Below are 22,966 nucleotides of genomic sequence, written 5' to 3' on the forward strand. Positions count from 1 at the left end.
TTATATTTGTTACATGGGTTCTCATTTGCCCAAGTCTGAATATTCGGTATTTATAATATTTGATTCATTCTATACTAATAATGATACGTCTGTCTTTTATATATTTTACTCAATCATTTATTTCACAGCATTTAATATCAAACAATCTAATCCGAAAATACCACCCGTACCATGGGCCTTTTCATTCTTACCAACCAGCTCTATTTTTAGACGTATTTTTCCATTCTCCGGATCATAGCGTCCGATACGAATAGCCCCGGAATTAACAACACCATATTCAGGCGCACTGCAACCATCAAACAAGGTTGGAGATTTATGTCCATTTACATAAAAGCCGATAATACCATAATCCGGTGCTTTTGTTCCATGAACAGTTATATCATATGGTTTATTCTCAGGCACCTCAAATTCATATTCAATAAAACTACCAGTTTTCCCATGTGTACAGATCAATTGCTTACTCCCACTCCACTTTCCTTTAGAGAAAGTAAGCATGCCCTGACCATCAGTAAATAGTTCTTCGGATTTTGCTGTGGGAGTTAATTTTTCAAACTCTATCGCATTCGTTGCAATCTTGTAAGCGGCCGGATCCGCTGGTTGAGGCAGTAAAGGACGTGTTACCTCCTCTATCAATGTGCTGTTTTCTGCTTTTGCGTTCAGATCACCATACCAATATACAGTAGCAGCATAATCAACCTCACCCGATATCCAACTCAACATTTCTATATCAAAACGAAGGTGTCTATTAAACGGGATCTGATCCAGACTACGGGTTCGGAAAAATGTATTATACCCGATTGACGTTTCAGCATCTGCACGGGTTGCCCCTCCAAACGGTGTATAGAAAGGAATGACAGGAGCCCAGGAACAATTGTAATAATCTTCTGTGCCTGTGCCAAAATGAGAAGGAAAGTCTTTATCATCATCCACCCATATCTTTTCATCTCCTTCTCCATACCATGCTAATGTATGATTAAAAAGCGATAATACATCTCCTTTATAAACTCCACGCCCATTTAATGTTGCAAAATTCCAATCGATACATGCCGCATCATTATCCGGATTTGCTTCTACATGAATGCCATTTTCCTGTCTCCATGAAGAATGAAAATAAAGGCTGCGTTCATCCCATTTCCAATCATCCACACGTATTTCGATATCAGCTTTTACTGTGGTAGAAGATAGGTTCACAAGTTTAAAAAACGCATTACTCTGATAAGGCATTACCCAACGGCTAAGTACATGCCCTTTGCCATCAGCAGAAATATACCAGCTATCTGATTTGTGTGCTCCCATACCTGCTCCCGAGAAATCACTCAAAGGCACGGTAACTGTCTCCACACCATCAAAACTCATTTTAATAACCTGTTCGCGCATCGCCTGTTCATAATGTACTGAATCCATCTGAATATTTATAGATAATAAACGGACAGCATTCGTTCCTTCGGGCAAAGCAACCGACAATGAATCTTTTGAAAACAACTCTTTGGATTCAGTTAACAATGTTCCCTTCTCATAAGAAGGATAATTCCGGAGTAATGAATCCACATATAATATCTTATCTTTATTCTGCTCTACGAGCTCAACAGAAAAAGTTTCAACTTTTGTTCCTACCGGATAACTACGATAATTTATTCCATAGTATTTAGGAGAAGGCTCAATTGAATCCGGTAATTCAAATGTTATCTTACATCCATTACTATAGGGTATGGGTAAAAACAATGTATTACCTCCTTTTCCATCCGGAGTATAATTCGGATGTTCCTGCACTAATTCTTTACCTATTGACAAACCGGAACGGAGCAAATCATAAGCCGGTATCTCCCATTGGGCATCCCCGGCATGATTAAAATAAAAACGCATTATACCACGTTTATCCATTGTTGTTAACCAGAAACGCGTAATAACGCCCGGACCATCCTGATCAAATAAAACATTTTCTTTTCTCCCATTGATTGTATCAACACGGATTATCCCAAAACCATCATTATTGGCAAACCAGCCTGCTGAGTCCGGATGAACAGAACGGCGGTCGTAACTACTTTCCTGACGGCAAGAAAATGGTATGGCGGGAAAACGGGCACTCTCTTCGTAATCAACCATTTCATCTAATAATGAGCTAAAGGTAATATCATATTTTTCTTGTTTACAAGAAAAAAACGACATCATGCTAAACAACAAAAGCAAACAGCGTGTATAATTCATATCGGCATTCTTTAAAGTTTTATAAAAGAAAGTGAAGAGTCATGTTCAATCCCTCCTCTTCACTTTCCATACATACTAAAATTATCTATTCATCATTTTCTCAACCGTCACATTTCCTTCTTTATCTGTTTGACGAACAACATAAACTCCTTTTTCCAGATTGTCTATAACGGCTTCTTCGTTTGCACCGAATGTTGTCATAAGCATTCCTCTGATATCATAAATCTCAGTCTTCACAATTTCTTTCTTATCCTTTGAATATAAAGGAATGGATACAGTTTCACTCGACAAATAAAGCTCATCTACATATATATCCACAGGTTCGGTAAAACTTGCATCTTCTTTCGTATCTACAACATGAGCCTGCAAAATAATAATTTGTAATGGAGCACCCTCCAACAAATTGTCAGGGAATACAAATTCTAATTTTTGCCATCTACCCACCTCTGTATAATCAGCTGTCAGAATTTGTTTCTTCTCCTCACCAGGAGACTGTAACTCCAGACTTACCGGTCCTGCTATACTCTTCTTTACCATCATCGTCATACATCTGAATTCATTTAAATTATTCACCTTAAAATTACGATTAATGGCACCGGAAAATACTTCATCATTCTTTTCTCTCTTAATCCACAAACACTTGTCAGTGGTATTGATACCTGTCTGATCCGGATTAGCAACAATTCTGGCTTTTCTGCTGAACTCATCTCCCGGGAAAGGAATCCATCCACCAGCAATTTTATCTTCTCCATTAAAACCAAATTCCGGCATAGCCTTATGTAAAGTAATCTCATCGGCATACATAATGCAATCTTCGAAATCATCATTGTTATTTTCATCTTCACGATGAATTTCAATCAATATTTTGGTAAGTCCGGTTGCTCCAAGCCCTGAAACATTTATGATCGGAAATGTCAACTTCTGCCAGGAATCATCGGTGGCAGTATATTCTGCATATATCATACCGCTTCCTCCTGTCGGACTCTGTAATTCAAGGCAAACTTTCCCAGGATAGGGCTTTTTTACTAACATCGAAATCGAATTATAGTCAGTAATATTAGGCACACTAAAACTCTCGGATAAAGCGCCTTCCCAAGGCCATCCTATCTCGTCAGAGCCACCCGTCTCTTTAGGACGATTCATTGAGATACATTTAGCTGTCGAATTAACCGCATCCGGAGTTGGATTATCCACTTCCTGTACATTTGTCGGACCGGCAAAGTTGTGCCATTCAACGCCCGAAGTTACATCACCATAAATAACTAAATCATCTTGAGCCAATAATGTAGAAGTGGCAGCAAGTGCAGCAACGAGTAAAAATGTCTTTTTCATGTTATCAATGTTTTAATTTATTAAATAAAGGATTATTCATATACTTTTATATCAGAGAAAGAAATCTCGGTTCCCTTATCTGTAAAAATTGCCCAAGGATTTTTAGGCATTTTGTCAATACGATTAGAGAATGCAATCTTATCATTTACATACATCACACAAACTGATTTTTCAGCCACAATCTTCACCTTAAATTGTTTATCGGCCGGAACTGCCAATGTAACATCGGTTTGTGCAGGAGTAGTCCCACGTGTCAAATCATCTTTTGACATTATCATTTTCTTGGATTTCAAATCAAAACGAATAGAATAAACTTCTGTTTTATCATCACATGCTCCAAAAGCAAACCCAAAAACATCTTCATCGCCGGTGGCTTTGACAGTTGCTTCTATTTTGCATGTCTTATCCAATCGCGGGAAGGACACTGAAGCCACATCCGAAAGAACATATGAATTCTCTTTCTTGACAGCTTTCCCGGATTTATCAATAAGTACTGTCTTTTTCAACGTAGTAAACTTCTTATCAATTCCGTCAGGAAGTTTAAGATCAATGGTTCCGTCAGCATTAAACAACATATGATGGCAAACCAAAGAACCTCCCCACTGATCGGGATCACCATCACCGATACGCGTCGGACACCATCCCGCCAAATAACGTTCTTTTCCGTTTGACATCGTTTTTCCGGCATAGAAAGCAATGCCATCAAATATATCATTGGCAGGTTTTATCCATGGCCCTTTCAGTGACTTGGCATAACGATAATGTACTTTACGGTCGGCTACATTCGAATAAGTCAAATACCAATACTCCCCTTCCTTAAAGACATCGGCACACTCCATGACCCAAATAGCCGGATCTGTATAAAGAGGTTCCTGCAATGTCCATGCCTTTGCGTTCTGTAACTCTTTAGATGTGAATAAAGCCAATGTTGCCCCTGCATTCGTATGGGTTGTCACCACCATTTTATACAATCCGTCTTCTTCATCATAAAATACATGTGGATCACGACAATCATTTTCCACATATCCACTTTGTCCCCTAAGAGAGAGATAGAAATTATGTTCACCCTTCTTTGTCCAGGTCTTCATATCCTTAGAGGTAGTTAATAAGATAGCCTGTGTAGGTACTCCCATCTCCTGCCACTTCCATTGATGACCTGTATAAAACGCACAGTATTCTCCGGTAATACGATCTTTAATTACACCACCTGTTCCTAAAGCTACATCCTGCTCTTCTTCTTTCCCACAAGGGATGGTTTCACCACCAAAAGTAAAAGAAGAAAGATCGGTGGAAGAAACCATATGCCATGGATGTAAGAAAGGATACCCCGAACGCCAGTCCTGTAAATAGAAAATATAAAATTTACCGTCATCATAATAAGGTATCGGATCACCTACCCAGCCATTTGCAGGTTTATACCAAGTAGTATAAGCACCTTTCTCGCTGGCAGATTGACAATCAGTGGTTTTATCCACCACCTCTTCTCCTCCGCCATTTGAAGGTTCGCTATCACTACATGCCCATAAATTGAAAGTTGCGAACATAAACAAAACATAGATATACTTTTTCATAATTATGATCTCTATTTATTTTGACTACTAAAAAAATAAGTTTGTTGTTTATAGTAAAGGATAGGATACATCGTTGACAAGCAACGATGTATCATTTTACACCAATTATTTAGTGAGATAATTGAAAACATTCAACGTCATCTTTTCTATATTAGAATAGTATGAATTTGACGACACATTTTCTTTCTCATAATACCAGTCATAAGACGGGGCTCCGATACAAACAGCAGTTCCTTTTCCACCTTCGATACCATCAAATACCGAAACAGCAACTTTTTCATTACAATCATCATCCCAATTGAAAGAAGCCAATGGTGTACCACCCGTCTTTGATGCCCAATCTGCCCAGTCTTGTGTATAAGGGGCAACAAGATCCCACGGACATCCGATATTCCTTCTCCAGGATATCTCTTTCCCAACAAGCCAAACTACCGGCCACGATTGAGTGGTTTTATCAATTGTCACTCCTTTATAAATAGGATGCTCTTCACAACCGGTAATAGCAATACCCCAAAGTTCACCAGGAGCATTCACCTGCCCGGCATCACCAAAACTGCCAAAAGCATTGTTTGGAGTATATGCAGCAGGGGTGATACCCAGACTTCCCGTATAGAGACAAGCTGTTCCGGAAAGGAAAATATTACCACCATTGCTGTAATATCCTTTAATTACATTTGTCACATTCTTATTAGCAGCAATAACCGGCAGTGTATTCGCTTGTTCATAATGGAACCATACCGCTGTAAACTGATTGAGTGAAGCAGCGCCATCTTTCAATGACTCCAATGATACATATTTACTGTTCGGAATATTTTCCATCATCCATTCTGCCGCAGTCTTTTCATCAGCATTAGTCAGTCCGTCAATGGTTTCGGCCGTACCCAGGAATGCATAGGTATGATCACTTTGTATTACAGAAACCTCATAAGTAAAGGTTTCATTCATATAAGTAAGTGTATAAACCACAGGGTTAGTGAAATCTTGTATTTTCGAATTTTCCGGAGAAATAGTAGCTCCCTCTGTATATTCGATTGTAGGAATCAGTTTTGTGATATCAATAGTAGTAGGAACTGTTACACTAATCGTGTTATTAACAGGATCGATCGTACCGACATATCTACCATTGAGTATAAACTTAGTAATTCTGGCATTCAATACTTCAACTGATACTTTATAAGTATTATATAAATTACCGTTTGTCACTTTATATTCCACATTTCCGGAAAAATTCTGTGATTCGCCACTACCCGGAGTTATAACAGCGTTATCTGCAACCTTAATATCAGGCACTAATGAAGTAACATCCGACTTAGGCGGAAGCATTACCTTGATCATCATGGTTTCATTATCGATAACTCCTTGCACCCCATTTATTGTAAACTCATGAATATTCACGTCTTGTGAGAAATCCAATGAATCACGTTTGTCGTCATCACAAGCTGTCAGAAACAGGCAAGATACAGACAACATTATCATTATTAAACTAAAATACTTTTTCATGAATTGTCTATTTAAGATTATTTCCATCCGTAATTCTGCTTGTATAAATCTTTACTATAACCTATCTGCTGCTGAGGTATAGGAACATATTCATTTTTATTTTTTGTAAATACGGCTTCCTTCAGATAGGAACGTCTTGCTTTTTCCGATTGAAAATACTTATTCATCGTTTCACTGCAAATCCCCCAACGAACCAGATCAAAAAAGCGCATATTTTCCATTGCAAATTCCAGACGTCGTTCCCATCTCAAAGCATAGCGGGCAAAGTCTTGATTCCAGGTGCAATTGTTTCCATCCTCATAAAGTGCAACTTCCATAACCGGTTTCAAATCCGGATCACTATAATTTACCATCCCATTCGCACTATCCTGTGCACGTTGACGAACCTGATTTATTAAAGGTAACGCTTCCGGTTCACGGTTTAATTCAATCAAAGCTTCAGCTCTTATCAATAAAACATCGGCAAAACGAATGAGAATTTTATTCATCGAATTGGCATAATACGGAGAAAGGTTAACAAAACAATCACAGGAAGGGTCTACATTCTCTTTCAATGAAGCATAATTACCGTATACTTCCGGGTTACGATTCCACGAATTCTGGAAAAGAAGATCCTCATTGTATTTATAAGGAAAACCATCCATTGCTACCGTACTGAATAAACGAGGATCAGCCGCTTTACTTTTCGAATAATTGGCTATATCATAATTCTCCGAATATACACCGTTGTTTACCTTGAACATCGGCAGTCCTTTGCTTGTCTTAAACGCATTTACGAGATTCTGGCTCGGCTTATGGAAATCACAACATCCCAATCCCTGCGGAACAGAAAGAAAATCTGCAAAATTCAGGTTACCAAACATTGTACCATCATCTTTAGAGAATTGAATGGCAAAAATACTCTCTTTCCCATTCTCAAATTCCGGCATAAAATTATAAGCGAAATCTGTTTCCAAACCGTAATTTGACTTCAAGACTTCTCCGGTATATTTTACTACTTCTTCCAAATCATCAACGTCAATTGAAGTTACTTCATATTTTTCATTCTGACGATAAGCTTTATATAAATAGGCCTTAGCCAGATAAGCAGCAGCGGCATATTTATTAGCTCTTCCTAAATCGGCCTGCTTCTCTGGCAGATTATCAAAAGCAAACTTAAAATCTGCAATAATTTTATCCCACATCTCAACATCAGTCAATTCTACATTAGATATGAACTGATATTGATGTTCGGGGACCGTCTCATCAACAAAAGGGATATTCTTGAAAAGTATTTTCAATAAGAAATAAAAGTGTCCTCTTAGAAAACGCATTTCTGCTTGTCGGGTCACCTTATTCGGAAATTCTTTTTCTGATACAATATTCAATGCATTAAGAGCCGAATTGACACGGGAAATACCACAATACTGTACAAACCAGTATCCATCCGGTTCACCAAAAGTAGTCACAATATGTGTACCTGTCTCATAACAATGCTCTGTATAACCATCGTTTGTTCCACCGCCACCTTTATATGCATCATCAGAACGGACATCACCCCAGGCCCATAATTTCACATCACGTTGATTCATTAATGAAGCATAAGCAGCATTACAAAATCTCTCTGCATCATTTGCCTGATCCGGATCCAAGCCATTTTGGGTAGCTACATCCAGAAAATCGGAACAAGCTGTAAACATTAATGCAGTTCCAATAAAACCCAATATATATTTTATCTTTTTCATGTTTCTGTTAGTTTATTTTCGCATAATATTTGAAACTCAAAAACCAATATTCACTCCTACGGTAAACGTGGTCGGTATCGGATAACCGAACCCTGCATTTTCCGGATCTACTCCGGAGAAGTTCTTACTTTTAATTGTAAACAGATTCTGTCCACTAACGTAGATACGGAATTTTTCAATGAATGCTTTCTCACTGATTTTACGTGGTAGAGTATATCCTAATTGTAAATTCCGTAATTTCAGGAAAGAACCATTCTCTATAAAATAGGTGGATAAACGCCCTTCATCATTCTCATTTAGAGCCGTGATAGCAGGAATATCCGAATTTGGATTACTTGGGCTCCAGGCATTTAATAAACGTGTACCTTTATTGGAACGAACATCATTGATACTCCAGAAATCAGTTTCACTTTTCACTGCATACGTATTCACATCAATGCCATTTACTCCATAAAAGAATGCACTTAAATCAAAGTTCTTGTAACTCAGCTCAATGTTCAAACCATACATAAAATCAGGATGAGGTGAGCCAATCCAGGTGCGATCATCATCATCGATTTTTCCATCATCATTCAAGTCACGATAGCGAATGCGTCCCAAATCTTCTCCTCCATTTTGTGTTGCATGGTCGGCAATATCTTCTTCTGTGCGGAATAATCCATCAGCAATATAACCATAAAACGAATTGATGGGGCGTCCCAGAATATTATCTCCCTTACCGTTTCCGCCATAAGAGTTTTCAACATCGGACGGCAACTTGGTCACTTTATTACGATAACCGGATATATTACCGGAAATATCATAAGAGAGTCCGAAAGGTGTTTGATCGCGATAACCTAAGCTCACTTCAAAACCTTTATTTTCCATTGAAGCACCATTGTACCAACAATAACCTCCTTCACCTATGATGCCTAAATAAGGGGGTTGTACCAAAATGTCTTTTGTTTTCTTGATATAATATTCAGCAGTACCATATAACTTCTGATCAAAGAAGCCAAAATCGAGACCAATATTGGTTTGAGTCGTTGTCTCCCATTTCAAATCAGGATTACCTTGTTGCACTTTCTTATAACCGGAAGGAAGTGAAGTACCGCCTTTTCCTGTCAAGTCATAAGAAGTACCATTCAAAGAAGTCCAGGTAGGATCTCCCATACCATAGTCAGTAACATAAAGTGTATGTACAGCAGTATTGGCCGTTTCCTGATTACCTGTTTGTCCCCATCCGAAGCGTAATTTCAAATCAGACAACCACTCTCTTGTTTTCTCCATATATGCTTCCTCACTGATTCGATAACCCAAAGAGAATGCCGGGAAAGTACCGAAACGATTATTTTTTCCGAAACGTGAAGAGCCATCATAACGAAGTGTTACAGAAGCAAGATAACGATTATCATATGCGTAATTGGCTTTACCAAAATAAGATAATAAAGCATAACTGGTAGCGCCACCTGTCACTTTGGATGTTCCAATTCCCATATCAGGCCACATCTGTTCCGGAGTTTCTACCAGAAAACCATCTTTATATGCAGAGAAATTAATCTGCTCCTCTTTATACATCTCCAAACCTGCCAATACATCAAAATTATGTACACCTATTTGTTTTGCATAACTGGCTGTATTACTCCAGGTCCATTTAGTTGTATAAGTTCCCCCCAAAGTAACAGAACTCAAATCATTATTCAACGTACCAGTTTTATAACTATGCACCATGTTACGCTTATAATAATTTGTATAATCAAGTCCGAAACTACTCCGGAGATTCAATCCTTTCAGGGGTTGCAGATTAATATAAGCATTGCCGAACAAACGCCAGTATGCATATTTATTATCCTTATTATCATACAATAGACGAGCAGGATTATGACGGTCATTCATACCGGTTGTAGGGCCTCCCCAACCTTTGCCGTCTACTGTGTGTACAGGAATCAGAGGCAATGCTTTCAATGCCATGTCCAAAATATTATCATCCGGAATCTGTACTTCTGATGTACGATTTACAGAAAAGTTTTCGCCAATAGTCAACACATCTTTAATAATATGGTAAGATGCATTCATACGAGCTGAAAAACGATCAAAAGAAGTATACTTCAATGTACCATCATTGCTCAGATACCCCAGGGAGAAAAAGTAATCCCCTCTTTCACTTCCATTACTCACCGAAAGATTATATGATTGCAATAATCCTTTTTGAGACACTGCATCAAACCAATCCGTATCAGAAGTAAGCATTGTTTTATCCGTATCCAAATACTTTGGTAAATACATATCATATAAGGCAGCTTCTCCATTATCATCGTATCCCCATTTATAAGTATATCCAATGTTATTTTTATTGGGATCTTCTGAGCTATTTACCGTAGCCTGCCACAATGCCTGTCCGTACTCTTTCGCATTCATTACTTCCAGCTTATTATTATAAAAAGTCTGGGTAACATAGGCATCGAAATTCAGTTTAATTTTACCCTCTTTCCCTTTCTTGGTCGTAACAATAATGACCCCGTTAGCTGCGCGGGAACCATAAATACTCGCTGCGGAAGCATCCTTCAATACCTGAATATTCTCAATATCATTTGAGTTCAATTCATGCATTCCACCACGGGTAGGCACACCGTCAATAACAAAAAGAGGATCATTATTATTTAATGTACCAATACCTCTGATACGAACGGTAGCAGCTCCACTTGGGTTACCATTTGCAGTAATTTCCATACCCGGTACACGCCCTTGTAAACCCTTTAAAGGATTGTTCTCCGCAGATTTCATCATATCATCAACCGAAACAACTGTTACAGAACCTGTCAGATCTGATTTCTTCTGAGTAGAATAACCCGTCACTACAATCTGATCCAACTGATAATGATCTGGTTGTAATACTATATCTACTTTATCACCCGCATTAACCCGTTTCTCTTGTTTAATCATCCCGACCATTGAAAAAACCAATGTAGAATTCGGGCTCTTTAAATGAATAGAAAAATTTCCATCAATATCAGTTATAGTACCATTTGTCGTTCCCTTTTCGAGAACGTTAACACCCGGCAAAGCTTCTTTATCCTCAAATAGTATTACCTTCCCTGTCACAACCTGTGCAATAGATAAAATAGGGAAAAGTAACAAAAGAAAGATTACCATGCTTCGCTTTGTTCTAAAGATAAGTCTCTTCATGTTTTTTGATAGATTTAAAATACACATTAATAAAAAATATCATTTTCTAAGAATAAAAATATAAGTTACCCATCAGAACGAAATACTCACTCTCTTATTTTCTCAGGAAGGAAAGAGAGGTTTCATCAATACCTGAAAATAGATACACTTTACTTCAAAACAGTTATCAGGCAGTCCTACTGCCTATTCTCAAAATTGTTTCGCTATTAATAAGATGCAAAAAAAGAAGTGCAAAGATTATGCAATTCTGAAATACATGTTTACTCTCATTCATAATATTAAAATTTAAGAAATAAAAAAATAAAGTTGTTCTTAATAGAAATCCTATGGCAAAGATATTGCGGAAAACATAAAATAACATGCCACATTTGTTTCATACTATATCAATATTGATACATGGAGCCGTAAACAAAGGACTTTTAAAGTTAAAAGGTAGAATTTATAATTCATGGGAAGTAACCAACCAATAAAAGATATAAAATACAAACTAGTTCCGGCAACACTTTAGCAATCGTATGAACAGAATATATATACTAAAATAATTCCAATCAGTTATTATACAGAATATGCAATAGAGATTATCAGATTAAATAATAAATATGCTACATTTGAAGGATAAATAACAGATAGCATTAAATATAATAAAGATCGGATAATCATGAAAACAATATCCAACTCACAACTTTCCATTCAGGTATCCTCTCACGGAGCCGAATTATGTAGCATTATCTCTAACGGAAAAGAATATCTATGGCAAGCTGACCCTGCCTTTTGGAAACGTCATTCTCCCGTGTTATTTCCCATCGTAGGCAGCGTATGGGATAATGAATATCACCACGAAGGTGTAACTTATCATCTTACCCAACATGGATTTGCCCGCGACATGGATTTCGAACTCATACTTGAACAACCTGACGAAGTACGTTACCGACTAATAGATAATGAAGAGACCCGAAAGAAATATCCTTTCCCTTTCTGCCTCGAAATAGGATATCGTATACAAGGAAAACAAATTGACGTATTATGGACGGTGAAAAATACGGGAGATAAAGAAATGTACTTCCAGATAGGTGCTCATCCGGCATTCTATTTTCCGGAATTTAACAATGTCAATGCTGAACGCGGATTCTTTGAATTTGATAAAAAGGAAGGAATAAAATACATTCTTATCTCCGAAAAAGGTTGTACAGACCCTAATAAAGAGTATTTGTTGGAGCTCCCGTCAGACGGACTATTGCCAATAGACACACATACCTTTGACAAAGATGCTCTGATAATAGAAAATAGCCAGATAAAAGAAGTAATTCTCTGTACCAAAGAAAAGAAACCTTATCTGAGTCTGCGCTTCACAGCTCCAGTAGTAGGTCTTTGGTCACCACCAACTAAGAATGCACCATTTGTTTGTATCGAACCATGGTATGGCCGCTGCGACCGTGCACACTACACCGGAGAATACAAAGACAAGGATTGGATGCAACACCTGGCAGTAGGCGAAACGTTCCGGGGAGGATACTCCATAATAATCGCCTAATCGTTCATTTTGAGTTACCGGTTAGTTTATTAAAGGGTAATATCCTCAAATATGCGTTTGGCACAGGCATAACCTTCTTCATAGAATTCGGTCAGTTTGTGAATGTCTTTTTCAATGCGATCTACCAACACAGGTTTAACGGGACGGATAACAGTTATCCGTCCTTCATCCTCCATACGTTCCACCATTTCGAGCTGTGCATTATAAACAGCACAACGGCAACTCAGGGCTTCACGCATTTTGGGATATTTACGATAAACAAATGAGGGGATTTTAATATCTTTATTCTCTTTCCGGTAACCACGATTACGAGTTAAAACCACTACATTGTTAAGGTATCCATCCGTAATAGCACGTTGCAAAGGAATGCTATCAACAATACCACCATCTAACATCGGGACACTATCTACATAGGCTATCGGACAAACAAATGGCAAACTACTTGAAGCTCTTACAATATCAATCACCCGATTCTTATCGCTTTTCTCTTCAAAATAATTAGCTTCTCCGGTCAGGCAATTTGTAGTCACCATCACAAAACGTTCGGGAGAAGAAAAGTAAGCATCATAATCATAGGGCAGGATATGCTCGGGAAACTCAGTAAACAAAAGATCAAAATCCATAATATTTCGTTTCTTGAGTAAATGGCGCAGACCAATGTAATGGTACTTCTCCAACAGATCGATGTTACTGTATTTTGCACGTCCACGCTGACGAGACATATAAGAGAGCCCATTACATGCTCCGGCAGAAACACCGATTGTATATGGAAAACGAATATCACGATCCATCAGATAGTCAAGTACGCCACAAGTAAATACTCCCCGCATACCTCCACCTTCAAGCACCAGTCCGGTCTGATTGTCAAGAGTCATAGTTCTTTTCTTTTTGCAAAGATAATGCAAACCGGAAGCAGAATAAAATGAACTCATTCATTTTTTTATGCCAAAGTGCAATTTATATTTGCTTCTCGATCAAAAATAACAAATGAACAAGATTCGGCAATGAATCTAATGAAATTAATGTATCTCCCCAACAAGATCAGAACACCAATACCGGGCAAAACTGCAATAATTATTTCTATTTTCAAAGTTATTCATGTATCTTTGTCGCATAAATATAATAAAAACAACATAATAATGAAAAAGACAATTCTTGTTGCGGCAGCACTCTGTATTTGCAGTATGAGCATGAAAGCTCAGGACACAAAAGAAGAAGGCTTCGTTTTCACTACAGTTAAAGAAAATCCGATTACATCTATCAAAAATCAAAACCGTTCGAGTACGTGTTGGAGCTTCTCTGCCCTCGGTTTTCTTGAATCAGAATTGCTCCGGATGGGCAAAGGAGAATATGATTTCTCTGAAATGTTCGTGGTTCATCATACAATGGTAGACCGTGCACGCAATTATGTTCGTTATCATGGTGACAGTTCTTTTTCACCAGGCGGTAGTTTCTATGATATCATGTACTGTCTGAAGAATTACGGCCTTGTACCACAAGAAGCTATGCCGGGAATTATGTATGGCGACTCACTGCCGGTACACAATGAGCTGGATGCCGTAGCAGGTGCTTATGTAGATGCTATTGCCAAGGGAAAACTAACCAAACTGACTCCAGTATGGCAAAAAGGTATCAGTGCCATCTATGATACATACCTGGGACAGTGTCCGGAAAAGTTTACTTATAAAGGAAAAGAATACACTCCGCAGACTTTTGCACAATCATTAGGTATAAATCCGGATGACTATGTATCTTTGACTTCATATACACACCATCCTTTCTATAGCCAGTTCTCTATCGAAATTCAGGACAATTGGCGCAATGGTTTATCATGGAACCTTCCGTTGGATGAATTTATGGCAGTAATGGATAATGCAGTAAAGAAAGGGTATACTTTTGCATGGGGAAGTGATGTGAGCGAACAAGGTTTTACCCGTGATGGTATCGCCGTTATGCCGGATGCAGCAAAAGGCGCTGAGCTGACAGGTTCTGATATGGCTCGCTGGACAGGACTTACTGCCGCCGATAAGCGTAAGGAACTGACTGCACGTCCTTTGCCGGAAATGAATGTAACTCAGGAGATGCGTCAACAAGCATTTGATAACTGGGAAACAACAGATGACCATGGTATGGTAATCTACGGTATTGCCAAAGATCAGAATGGCAAAGAGTACTTTATGGTAAAGAACTCTTGGGGCCCAAGCGGTAAATACGACGGAATATGGTATGCTTCCAAAGCATTCGTTGCTTACAAGACAATGAATATTCTGGTGCACAAAGATGCTCTTCCCAAAGAAATTGCGAAAAAGTTAGGTATCAAATAAGAACTACATTAGTTTTTCAATATACTCCGTAAAACGCTCTTTATAGCTTTCACCTACCGGAATGTAGGTATTCCTATCAAAGATGATACGCAAACGGGAAATTTCTGCAATTTTGCAGAGAGTAACAATATAAGAACGGTGTACCCGCATAAACAATTTTGCGAGTTGCCGTTTTTTCTTTTTATAAAGTCCAGAAACACCTGATAATCAAGGGATAAAAAAGTACGTACTTTATTAGTCCAAACTATGCATTTTAATACACCGTTAATATGCATTTTAAATAGTAGTTAAAATACTAAGTTTAAAATGAAGTAAAAGAATCTTTTTTATCCAATCAATCTTTGCATTATCTTTGCAACTTAAAAAAACAACCAACAGGATGAAAAAACGAATCATATTTATATTATTACTCCTTTGCCCTTTCATAATGCAGGCACAAGAAGTTTTTGTCAATGCCGACTTCGTTAGCAATTATATATGGCGAGGTATGAAATGCGGTAATGCCTCCGTACAGCCTACCTTAGGAGTAAGTCTGGGAGATTTCACTCTTTCGGCATGGGGATCTACTGAATTTCGCAATGAAAACAACGAGATAGACCTTACATTAGAATACGAATTTAAAGGATTCACTCTGAGCGTTACCAATTATTTCGAACAAAGCGAAGAAGAGCCCTTTGACTATTTCAACTATTCGGCACACAGCAGTGGCCATACGTTTGAATTTGGAGCAGCATATACTATCAGTGAAAGATTTCCTCTGACTGCTGCCTGGTACACTACTTTTGCCGGTAATGATTATCGTGAAAACGATAAACGGGCATGGTCCAGTTATTGCGAACTCTCCTACCCTTTTAATGTAAAGGGAGTTGACCTTGCCATCGAAGCCGGATTCACTCCCTGGGAGGGTATGTACGCTGATAAGTTTAATGTAGTCAATATAGGTTTATCAGCTACCAAAGAACTAAAATTCACCAAGAGCTTCTCACTTCCTATCTCTGGCAAGTTCATAGTAAATCCACACGAAAACCAGGTATATTTTGTATTTGGAATAAGTTTATAATATCACTTTAACCTCCCCAAATAATATAATTATGAAAAAATGTAAGATTACCGTTATGCGAATAGCTTGTTATCAAGATTTGATGGAGAAGTATGAAAATCCGATGGAACATGCTTGTGATATGAAAGAGGGACAAGTTTTTATAGCCAATGGTTGGGAGAAACCCAAAGAGATGTGTGATAGTGCCTGGGAGAGTATATCACCTTTTGTGATGACTTTGTCACATGGCGGCAGCAATTTATACAATGGCTGGATGAAAAATGAAAAGTCTGCCATGATATCGTGCAATGACGGCTTTCGTCCGGTTAGTTTTTTGATTGAAACCATGGAAGAAGATGCAGACTGAGATACGCGCTAAAAATTCTTTCAATTCTTAAAACGATACGACATCAATTTGTTACGTTACAGCGTTGCCCAAATCTACCACAATATACCACTCTAAAGGAAATAGTATCTCTTCCTGCTGGGCTAACATCCGAAACCATTAGCCATATCGAAGAAAATTACGGAAAGAATGAAAGTATTGAATCACTTCAAGACTTTTTCATTTGATATTCTTAACTTTGTACCGTTATATATACGAGCATATAATCATGAGAACAAAAAACAAACTAAACCTGTCATTAGGTAGTCTACTACTATCTCTATTTGTTGTTTTTAGTACAAGTTGTAGCAAAAATAGTGATGATAATAATCCTGAGTATCATTTGGAACTCTCTAAAAACTCCTGCGAAGTAATGCAGGGGCGCAGTGTTATCGTAGACCTGACTGCCCATGAAAACACTACGTTAGATGTTAAAAACTCAGACCTGATTGACGTCCTTTATACTTGGGAATTTGGCAGTTATAAAGCTAAAATAGAAATTAAAGGCAAACAGAAAGGCGAAACTGACATAGTAGTCATCGACCATGAAACGAGACAAACGGCTACAATAAAGGTGAAAGTGACAGAATATCCAATGCCTCTTCTTGCCGTCGAGCAACAGAAAGGAAACATTTTTAATATGATGAACTTTTATCTCTATAATAAAAATTCGCAGTCAATCAATTCCAGTGAACTTTCTGCTATATGCGATTCAATCGTTTGGACAGTAGATGGTCTGAATGGTAGTTTTCGAGTGTTTGAACATGAAGAAGGAGAAGATTGGATGGATAGCCATCTGACCTTGAAGTGGGGACACTGCTTCAAGTATCCCAGTGAATATAAAACTTACCTGACTGCATGGAAAGACAATAAGACAATTTTCCGTCATCAGCTCGATATCTCCATCACCGACAACAAAGATTTTCTGGTTTATAATTGGAGTGACATCACTAAAGATTCTCAAGCCTGGTATTCTTATGCAGATGTACTGAATAGCAGTCCCGATTTAATGACCACATACGGCCTTAGCGGTACTGTCCCATTTGCTGAAGTAAGGCTTTTTCATAACGACATTACTCAAAGTTACCATGTTCTTTATGATTATTTCTGTAAGCTCTATTCAGCTCCAACGTATGAAGATAAAACTGATAAGATGTGGCAACTGTATGACAAATTGTTCTCTGAACAAAAGAAAGATGGTTATCCTGTTGCCATTTGGGTGACAGAACATGCCAATATTATTTTATTACTGCTGGATGAAGCGATGGAATATCCCGGATATGTGGTTTATGCGGAACCCAACATATTGGATTCGCTATCTTAATCTTAACAAAGAATGAAGAGCGGAAATCTACATCCTCCCTCCTGATCTTTTGCTCAAAAACTTTAAACCTGTGCATTTTCTTAATGGTTTTCTTGTCAGAACCAACTGTTTCCGTAAATTTGCACGCTGATAGTTAACCGGATAGTTTGATAGCAAGATTCTTACTACTGACTACTGGCTACTAACTTGTAGAAATACTAATACTAAAATTAATAGCATGAGTTTGAAAATTGTTGTATTGGCAAAACAAGTTCCCGACACACGTAACGTTGGGAAAGATGCCATGAAAGCCGACGGAACTATTAACCGTGCGGCACTCCCTGCCATCTTCAACCCCGAAGATCTGAATGCTCTTGAGCAAGCTCTCCGATTGAAAGATGCCCATCCAGGCTCAACCGTTACCATCCTTACCATGGGACCGGGCCGTGCAGCCGATATTATTCGTGAAGGACTTTTCCGTGGTGCCGATAACGGTTATTTGTTGACTGACCGTGCTTTTGCCGGTGCCGATACATTGGCTACATCGTACGCTTTGGCTACAGCCATCAAGAAAATAGGTAAGTGTGACATCATCATCGGCGGTCGTCAGGCCATTGACGGAGACACTGCACAAGTAGGCCCGCAAGTAGCAGAGAAATTAGGTCTGACTCAGATCACATATGCCGAAGAAATCCTGAAAGTAGCTGATGGACGCATTACTGTGAAACGTCATATTGACGGAGGTATCGAAACCGTAGAAGGTCCGTTACCCATTGTGATCACTGTAAACGGAAGTGCAGCTCCCTGCCGCCCACGCAATGCGAAACTCGTACAGAAGTACAAACACGCCAAAACTGTAACTGAAAAACAGCAGGGTAATCTGGATTACACCGACCTGTATGACAACCGTGACTACCTGAATTTAGCTGAATGGAGTGTAGCCGATGTGAACGGAGATCTTGCACAGTGCGGTCTTAGCGGTTCACCTACAAAAGTAAAGTCCATCCAGAACATTGTGTTCCAGGCAAAAGAGAGTAAAACCATCAGTGGCAGTGACCATGATGTAGAGAATCTGATTGTTGAACTGTTAGCTAACCATACCATTGGCTAAGGAGTATGAATACAGTAATAGCATTCCTATGCTTACTACTATATTCTAACTACTAACTACTTAAAAGATATGAATAACTTATTTGTATATTGCGAAATAGAAGAAGGTATCGTCGCAGACGTAAGCCTCGAACTTCTGACCAAAGGCCGCTCGTTAGCTAACGAATTGAATTGCGCACTCGAAGCTGTAGTTGCCGGAACCGGTCTCAAAGATATTGAAAAACAAATCCTGCCATACGGAGTAGATAAACTTCACATATTTGATGGTAAAGGACTTTACCCTTATACTTCCCTCCCACATACCTCTATCCTGGTAAATCTGTTTAAAGAAGAGCAGCCGCAAATCTGCCTGATGGGTGCTACCGTTATCGGTCGTGACCTTGGTCCGCGTGTATCTTCTGCATTGACCAGCGGACTTACTGCCGATTGTACTTCACTTGAAATCGGTGACCATGAGGATAAGAAAGAAGGAAAGACTTACAAAAACCTGTTGTATCAGATTCGTCCGGCTTTTGGTGGTAACATTGTAGCTACAATTGTGAATCCCGAACACCGTCCGCAAATGGCTACCGTTCGCGAAGGTGTGATGAAAAAAGCAATTCTTTCTGCTGATTACAAAGGAGAAGTAATCCGTCATGACGTAAAAAAATATGTTGCCGATACGGATTATGTAGTAAAAGTGATTGAACGCCATGTAGAAAAAGCTAAAAACAATCTGAAAGGTTCGCCCATCATCATCGCCGGTGGCTATGGAGTAGGTTCTAAAGAGAACTTCAACTTATTGTTCGATCTTGCAAAAGTATTGAATGCTGAGGTAGGTGCCAGCCGTGCTGCAGTAGACGCAGGTTTTATCGATCACGACCGTCAAATTGGTCAGACCGGTGTGACAGTCCGTCCGAAACTTTACATCGCTTGCGGTATCTCCGGACAAATCCAGCACATTGCCGGTATGCAGGAAAGCGGTATTATTATCTCTATCAATAACGATCCGGAAGCTCCGATCAATACGATTGCCGATTATGTAATCAACGGTTCTATCGAAGAGGTTGTGCCGAAGATGATAAAGTATTATAAACAAAATTCCAAATAGCCAAAAACAGGGGTAATATGAAAGGTGTATTTCTGACTATCATAGCAGTACTACTATTTACAGGTAGCAGTACGCTTTCGGCCCAAAAAATAGTTTATGTGGATAAACACTTCCAATGGACTACCGACAAGGAGAAAGCTGTAGAATATGCAGTGATCTCCAAAGCTAAAAAGAAGCAAACAAAGGTAGAATTCTACACACTTGATGGCAGGCTTAAAGGAATAGGTCACTATTCTGCTTACACAAAAGAGCCGAAAAACAGAGTGAGAAACGGAGTCTGCACTTTTTTGTATGCCAATGGCAAAGACAGTCTGGTAAACATCTATAAGGAGAATCGTCTGGAAGGTCAAAGCATAGCTTATTATCCGGAAGGAAATACAAAACTGATTATTACTTACAAAGATGGAAAGATGGAAGGAAAATTGGTAGGATACTATCCGGATGGGAAGCTACGCAGAGAAGAATCATATCTGAACGACAAATGTACAGATGGAAAGCTTCTGGCTGCCGATGGCAACGAATTATCGTTTGAGCCTTACTTTGTAGCACCGGAATTTCCCGGAGGTATAGATGCACTGGCCAAACTGTTAAAGGACAACTTAGCGTACCCGCTTGATGCTGTCAGAGCCAAAACAGAGGGAAAAGTTATTCTCCGGATTGTGATTGACGAAAAGGGGCATATGACGGCTCCCCGATTAATTTCGGGTGTCGATCCTTTGCTTGACAAAGAAGCAATGCGCATTGTCGAAGCTATCGGCCGTACTCATACATGGACTCCCGGCAAGATAGATGGAGAAGCCAAACGCATCAGCTATACATTACCAATTAATTTTCATTTACCTTCATAAATAAATTGGAATTTAGAATCTGGTAGTTAGTAGCTAAAATCTTTTCGGCAACGTAATATCAATAGCTGCATCGATTTAAAACTACTAAATACTTACTACTAATTACTTATTATAAATTATTATTAAAATGGCCAATTTTTATTTAGATACTCCCGAATTAAAACATCATCTCAGCCATCCGCTGATGAAGAGAATTGTTGAGCTAAAAGAGCGTAATTACGCTGATAAAGATAACTTCGACTATGCTCCGATAGATTTTGAAGATGCAATGGACAGCTATGACAAAGTGCTCGAAATTGTAGGTGAAATCTGTGGCGACATCATTGCTCCCAATGCCGAAAACGTTGATCATGAAGGTCCGGTATGTGCCAATAACCGTGTAACATATGCCAATGGTACAGCAGCTAACCTAGAAGCTTGCCGCAAAGCAGGATTGATGGGTATGGCTATGCCACGCCGTTTCGGTGGACTGAATTTTCCAATTACTCCGTACATCATGGCTGCCGATATCGTAAGCCGCAGTGATGCCGGTTTCGAGAACCTTTGGGGATTGCAGGATTGTGCTGAAACGATCTATGAATTTGCAAACGAAGATCAGAAGAAACGTTATATCACCCGAGTTTGCCAAGGTGAAACCATGTCTATGGACCTGACAGAACCGGATGCCGGTTCCGACCTGCAGGCTGTAATGTTAAAAGCAACCTACAGCGAAAAAGACCAATGCTGGTATCTGAACGGTGTAAAACGTTTTATCACCAACGGTGATTCCGACATCCACCTCGTATTGGCTCGCTCGGAAGAAGGAACACATGATGGCCGTGGTTTATCCATGTTCATCTACGACAAACGTAATGGTGGAGTGAATGTTCGCCGTATTGAAAACAAGATGGGTATCAAAGGATCTCCTACCTGCGAACTTGTATACAAAAATGCTAAGGCTGAACTTTGTGGTGACCGCAAATTAGGTCTTATCAAATACGTAATGGCACTGATGAACGGTGCACGTCTGGGTATCGCTGCCCAGTCTGTAGGAATCTCACAGGCTGCTTACAATGAAGCGCTGGCTTATGCACAGGACCGCAAACAATTCGGTAAAGCAATTATCGAATTCCCTGCTGTAGCTGAAATCCTTTCATTGATGAAAGCAAAATTGGACGCTTCACGTACACTATTATACGAGACTGCCCGCTTCGTTGACGTTTACAAGGCATTGGACGATATAGCCAAAGAGCGTAAACTGACTCCGGAAGAACGTGCTGAGCAAAAGACTTTTGCCAAACTGGCAGACGCCTTCACACCACTGGGTAAAGGTATGGGTAGTGAATTTGCCAATCAGAATGCTTATGACTGTATCCAGATACATGGGGGATCGGGCTTTATGAAAGATTATGCCTGCGAACGTATTTATCGTGATGCACGTATCACTTCCATCTACGAAGGAACCACTCAATTGCAGGTAGTAGCCGCTATCCGTTACGTGACTACCGGTGCCTACCTCAATCGTATCAAAGAGTATGAAAACATGCCGGTAGCTCCCGAAATGGAAGGTTTGCACAACCGCCTGAAAACAATGGCAAGCAAATACGCCGCTTGTGTTGCTCAGATTACAGAGGCTAAAGACCAGGAATTACTCGACTTCTGCGCACGTCGCCTGGTAGAAATGGCTGCTCATATCATTATGGGGCACCTACTCGTACAGGATGCTTCAAAGAACGCTGAACTTTTCGGAACATCTGTACAAGTATATGTACGTTATGCTGAAAGTGAAGTAGAAAAACATATCAACTTTATTCGTAAATTCGATAAAGACGATTTGGCTTACTACAGAAAATAAACAGC

16 protein-coding genes and 1 pseudogene are annotated in these 22,966 nt (G+C 39.2%); 9 read left to right on the forward strand and 8 right to left on the reverse strand.

From position 1 onward, the window contains the following. Window positions 1–117 precede the first annotated feature (117 nt). The 6 genes from K8P02_RS12700 to K8P02_RS12725 all read right to left on the reverse strand — a co-directional run bounded on the left by K8P02_RS12700 (window position 118) and on the right by K8P02_RS12725 (window position 11,497). Window positions 118–2,205, reverse strand: coding sequence for a glycoside hydrolase family 172 protein (locus K8P02_RS12700; RefSeq protein ID WP_025866997.1), 2,088 nt, complete (start codon window positions 2,203–2,205; stop codon window positions 118–120). Between the two features lie 81 nt (window positions 2,206–2,286). Then, on the reverse strand, window positions 2,287–3,537 hold the full coding sequence (locus K8P02_RS12705) for a T9SS type A sorting domain-containing protein (protein WP_025866996.1): 1,251 nt from the start codon (window positions 3,535–3,537) through the stop codon (window positions 2,287–2,289). Window positions 3,538–3,569: 32 nt separating this feature from the next. Further along, window positions 3,570–5,108: a glycoside hydrolase family 32 protein gene (locus K8P02_RS12710; RefSeq protein ID WP_195349752.1), complete on the reverse strand. Its 1,539-nt coding sequence runs from the start codon at window positions 5,106–5,108 to the stop codon at window positions 3,570–3,572. A 105-nt stretch (window positions 5,109–5,213) separates the two neighbouring features. Next, window positions 5,214–6,608 carry a DUF4960 domain-containing protein gene (locus K8P02_RS12715; protein ID WP_223381340.1) on the reverse strand — a complete coding sequence of 465 codons (1,395 nt, stop codon included), beginning with the start codon at window positions 6,606–6,608 and terminating at the stop codon, window positions 5,214–5,216. A gap of 17 nt (window positions 6,609–6,625) precedes the next feature. Then, a complete protein-coding gene (locus tag K8P02_RS12720) occupies window positions 6,626–8,332 on the reverse strand; it encodes a RagB/SusD family nutrient uptake outer membrane protein (protein WP_025866994.1) in 1,707 nt (568 codons plus the stop codon). 36 nt (window positions 8,333–8,368) lie between these two features. Beyond that, on the reverse strand, window positions 8,369–11,497 hold the full coding sequence (locus tag K8P02_RS12725) for a SusC/RagA family TonB-linked outer membrane protein (protein ID WP_025866993.1): 3,129 nt from the start codon (window positions 11,495–11,497) through the stop codon (window positions 8,369–8,371). Between the two features lie 658 nt (window positions 11,498–12,155). Here K8P02_RS12725 and K8P02_RS12730 point away from each other — a divergent pair. Then, the gene (locus tag K8P02_RS12730) at window positions 12,156–13,028 is read left to right on the forward strand and encodes an aldose 1-epimerase family protein (RefSeq protein WP_025866992.1); all 873 of its coding nucleotides are present in this window, start codon (window positions 12,156–12,158) and stop codon (window positions 13,026–13,028) included. Between the two features lie 29 nt (window positions 13,029–13,057). Here K8P02_RS12730 and K8P02_RS12735 read toward each other — a convergent pair whose 3' ends face one another. Beyond that, window positions 13,058–13,903 carry a patatin-like phospholipase family protein gene (locus K8P02_RS12735; RefSeq protein ID WP_044095391.1) on the reverse strand — a complete coding sequence of 282 codons (846 nt, stop codon included), beginning with the start codon at window positions 13,901–13,903 and terminating at the stop codon, window positions 13,058–13,060. A 264-nt stretch (window positions 13,904–14,167) separates the two neighbouring features. On the opposite strand from K8P02_RS12735, the gene K8P02_RS12740 reads away from it, so the two are divergent. Continuing rightward, the gene (locus tag K8P02_RS12740) at window positions 14,168–15,352 is read left to right on the forward strand and encodes a C1 family peptidase (protein ID WP_002560952.1); all 1,185 of its coding nucleotides are present in this window, start codon (window positions 14,168–14,170) and stop codon (window positions 15,350–15,352) included. Window positions 15,353–15,355: 3 nt separating this feature from the next. Here K8P02_RS12740 and K8P02_RS12745 read toward each other — a convergent pair. Beyond that, window positions 15,356–15,511: pseudogene (locus K8P02_RS12745) on the reverse strand (LytTR family transcriptional regulator DNA-binding domain-containing protein); the annotation flags it as partial. 220 nt (window positions 15,512–15,731) lie between these two features. On the opposite strand from K8P02_RS12745, the gene K8P02_RS12750 reads away from it, so the two are divergent. The 7 genes from K8P02_RS12750 (at window position 15,732) to K8P02_RS12780 (ending at window position 22,961) form a co-directional block, all read left to right on the forward strand. Then, complete coding sequence (locus K8P02_RS12750) at window positions 15,732–16,412, forward strand: transporter (RefSeq protein WP_002560950.1); 681 nt, start codon at window positions 15,732–15,734, stop codon at window positions 16,410–16,412. 31 nt (window positions 16,413–16,443) lie between these two features. Next, complete coding sequence (locus tag K8P02_RS12755; protein WP_025866991.1) at window positions 16,444–16,758, forward strand: TIGR04076 family protein; 315 nt, start codon at window positions 16,444–16,446, stop codon at window positions 16,756–16,758. Between the two features lie 247 nt (window positions 16,759–17,005). After that, a complete protein-coding gene (locus K8P02_RS12760; RefSeq protein WP_025866990.1) occupies window positions 17,006–18,100 on the forward strand; it encodes a hypothetical protein in 1,095 nt (364 codons plus the stop codon). 217 nt (window positions 18,101–18,317) lie between these two features. After that, window positions 18,318–19,190 carry an electron transfer flavoprotein subunit beta/FixA family protein gene (locus tag K8P02_RS12765; protein ID WP_002560947.1) on the forward strand — a complete coding sequence of 291 codons (873 nt, stop codon included), beginning with the start codon at window positions 18,318–18,320 and terminating at the stop codon, window positions 19,188–19,190. 69 nt (window positions 19,191–19,259) lie between these two features. Continuing rightward, window positions 19,260–20,279, forward strand: a complete 1,020-nt coding sequence (locus K8P02_RS12770) for an electron transfer flavoprotein subunit alpha/FixB family protein (RefSeq protein WP_002560946.1) — start codon at window positions 19,260–19,262, stop codon at window positions 20,277–20,279. Between the two features lie 17 nt (window positions 20,280–20,296). Continuing rightward, window positions 20,297–21,127 (forward strand): energy transducer TonB, encoded by an 831-nt coding sequence (locus K8P02_RS12775; RefSeq protein WP_025866989.1) that lies wholly within the window; start codon window positions 20,297–20,299, stop codon window positions 21,125–21,127. A 127-nt stretch (window positions 21,128–21,254) separates the two neighbouring features. Then, on the forward strand, window positions 21,255–22,961 hold the full coding sequence (locus tag K8P02_RS12780) for an acyl-CoA dehydrogenase family protein (protein WP_025866988.1): 1,707 nt from the start codon (window positions 21,255–21,257) through the stop codon (window positions 22,959–22,961). The last annotated feature ends 5 nt before the right edge of the window (window positions 22,962–22,966 follow it).

The organism is Bacteroides nordii (assembly GCF_019930665.1).
In the GTDB taxonomy this organism is placed as follows: domain Bacteria; phylum Bacteroidota; class Bacteroidia; order Bacteroidales; family Bacteroidaceae; genus Bacteroides; species Bacteroides nordii.

Coding starts and splice junctions, on each gene's coding strand:
- K8P02_RS12750 (WP_002560950.1), top strand. CDS start 15,732: ATGAAAAAACGAATCATATTTATATTATTACTCCTTTGCCCTTTCATA.
- K8P02_RS12725 (WP_025866993.1), bottom strand. CDS start 11,497: ATGAAGAGACTTATCTTTAGAACAAAGCGAAGCATGGTAATCTTTCTT.
- K8P02_RS12755 (WP_025866991.1), top strand. CDS start 16,444: ATGAAAAAATGTAAGATTACCGTTATGCGAATAGCTTGTTATCAAGAT.
- K8P02_RS12705 (WP_025866996.1), bottom strand. CDS start 3,537: ATGAAAAAGACATTTTTACTCGTTGCTGCACTTGCTGCCACTTCTACA.
- K8P02_RS12765 (WP_002560947.1), top strand. CDS start 18,318: ATGAGTTTGAAAATTGTTGTATTGGCAAAACAAGTTCCCGACACACGT.
- K8P02_RS12715 (WP_223381340.1), bottom strand. CDS start 6,608: ATGAAAAAGTATTTTAGTTTAATAATGATAATGTTGTCTGTATCTTGC.
- K8P02_RS12730 (WP_025866992.1), top strand. CDS start 12,156: ATGAAAACAATATCCAACTCACAACTTTCCATTCAGGTATCCTCTCAC.
- K8P02_RS12775 (WP_025866989.1), top strand. CDS start 20,297: ATGAAAGGTGTATTTCTGACTATCATAGCAGTACTACTATTTACAGGT.
- K8P02_RS12710 (WP_195349752.1), bottom strand. CDS start 5,108: ATGAAAAAGTATATCTATGTTTTGTTTATGTTCGCAACTTTCAATTTA.
- K8P02_RS12700 (WP_025866997.1), bottom strand. CDS start 2,205: ATGAATTATACACGCTGTTTGCTTTTGTTGTTTAGCATGATGTCGTTT.
- K8P02_RS12760 (WP_025866990.1), top strand. CDS start 17,006: ATGAGAACAAAAAACAAACTAAACCTGTCATTAGGTAGTCTACTACTA.
- K8P02_RS12735 (WP_044095391.1), bottom strand. CDS start 13,903: ATGACTCTTGACAATCAGACCGGACTGGTGCTTGAAGGTGGAGGTATG.
- K8P02_RS12740 (WP_002560952.1), top strand. CDS start 14,168: ATGAAAAAGACAATTCTTGTTGCGGCAGCACTCTGTATTTGCAGTATG.
- K8P02_RS12780 (WP_025866988.1), top strand. CDS start 21,255: ATGGCCAATTTTTATTTAGATACTCCCGAATTAAAACATCATCTCAGC.
- K8P02_RS12770 (WP_002560946.1), top strand. CDS start 19,260: ATGAATAACTTATTTGTATATTGCGAAATAGAAGAAGGTATCGTCGCA.
- K8P02_RS12720 (WP_025866994.1), bottom strand. CDS start 8,332: ATGAAAAAGATAAAATATATATTGGGTTTTATTGGAACTGCATTAATG.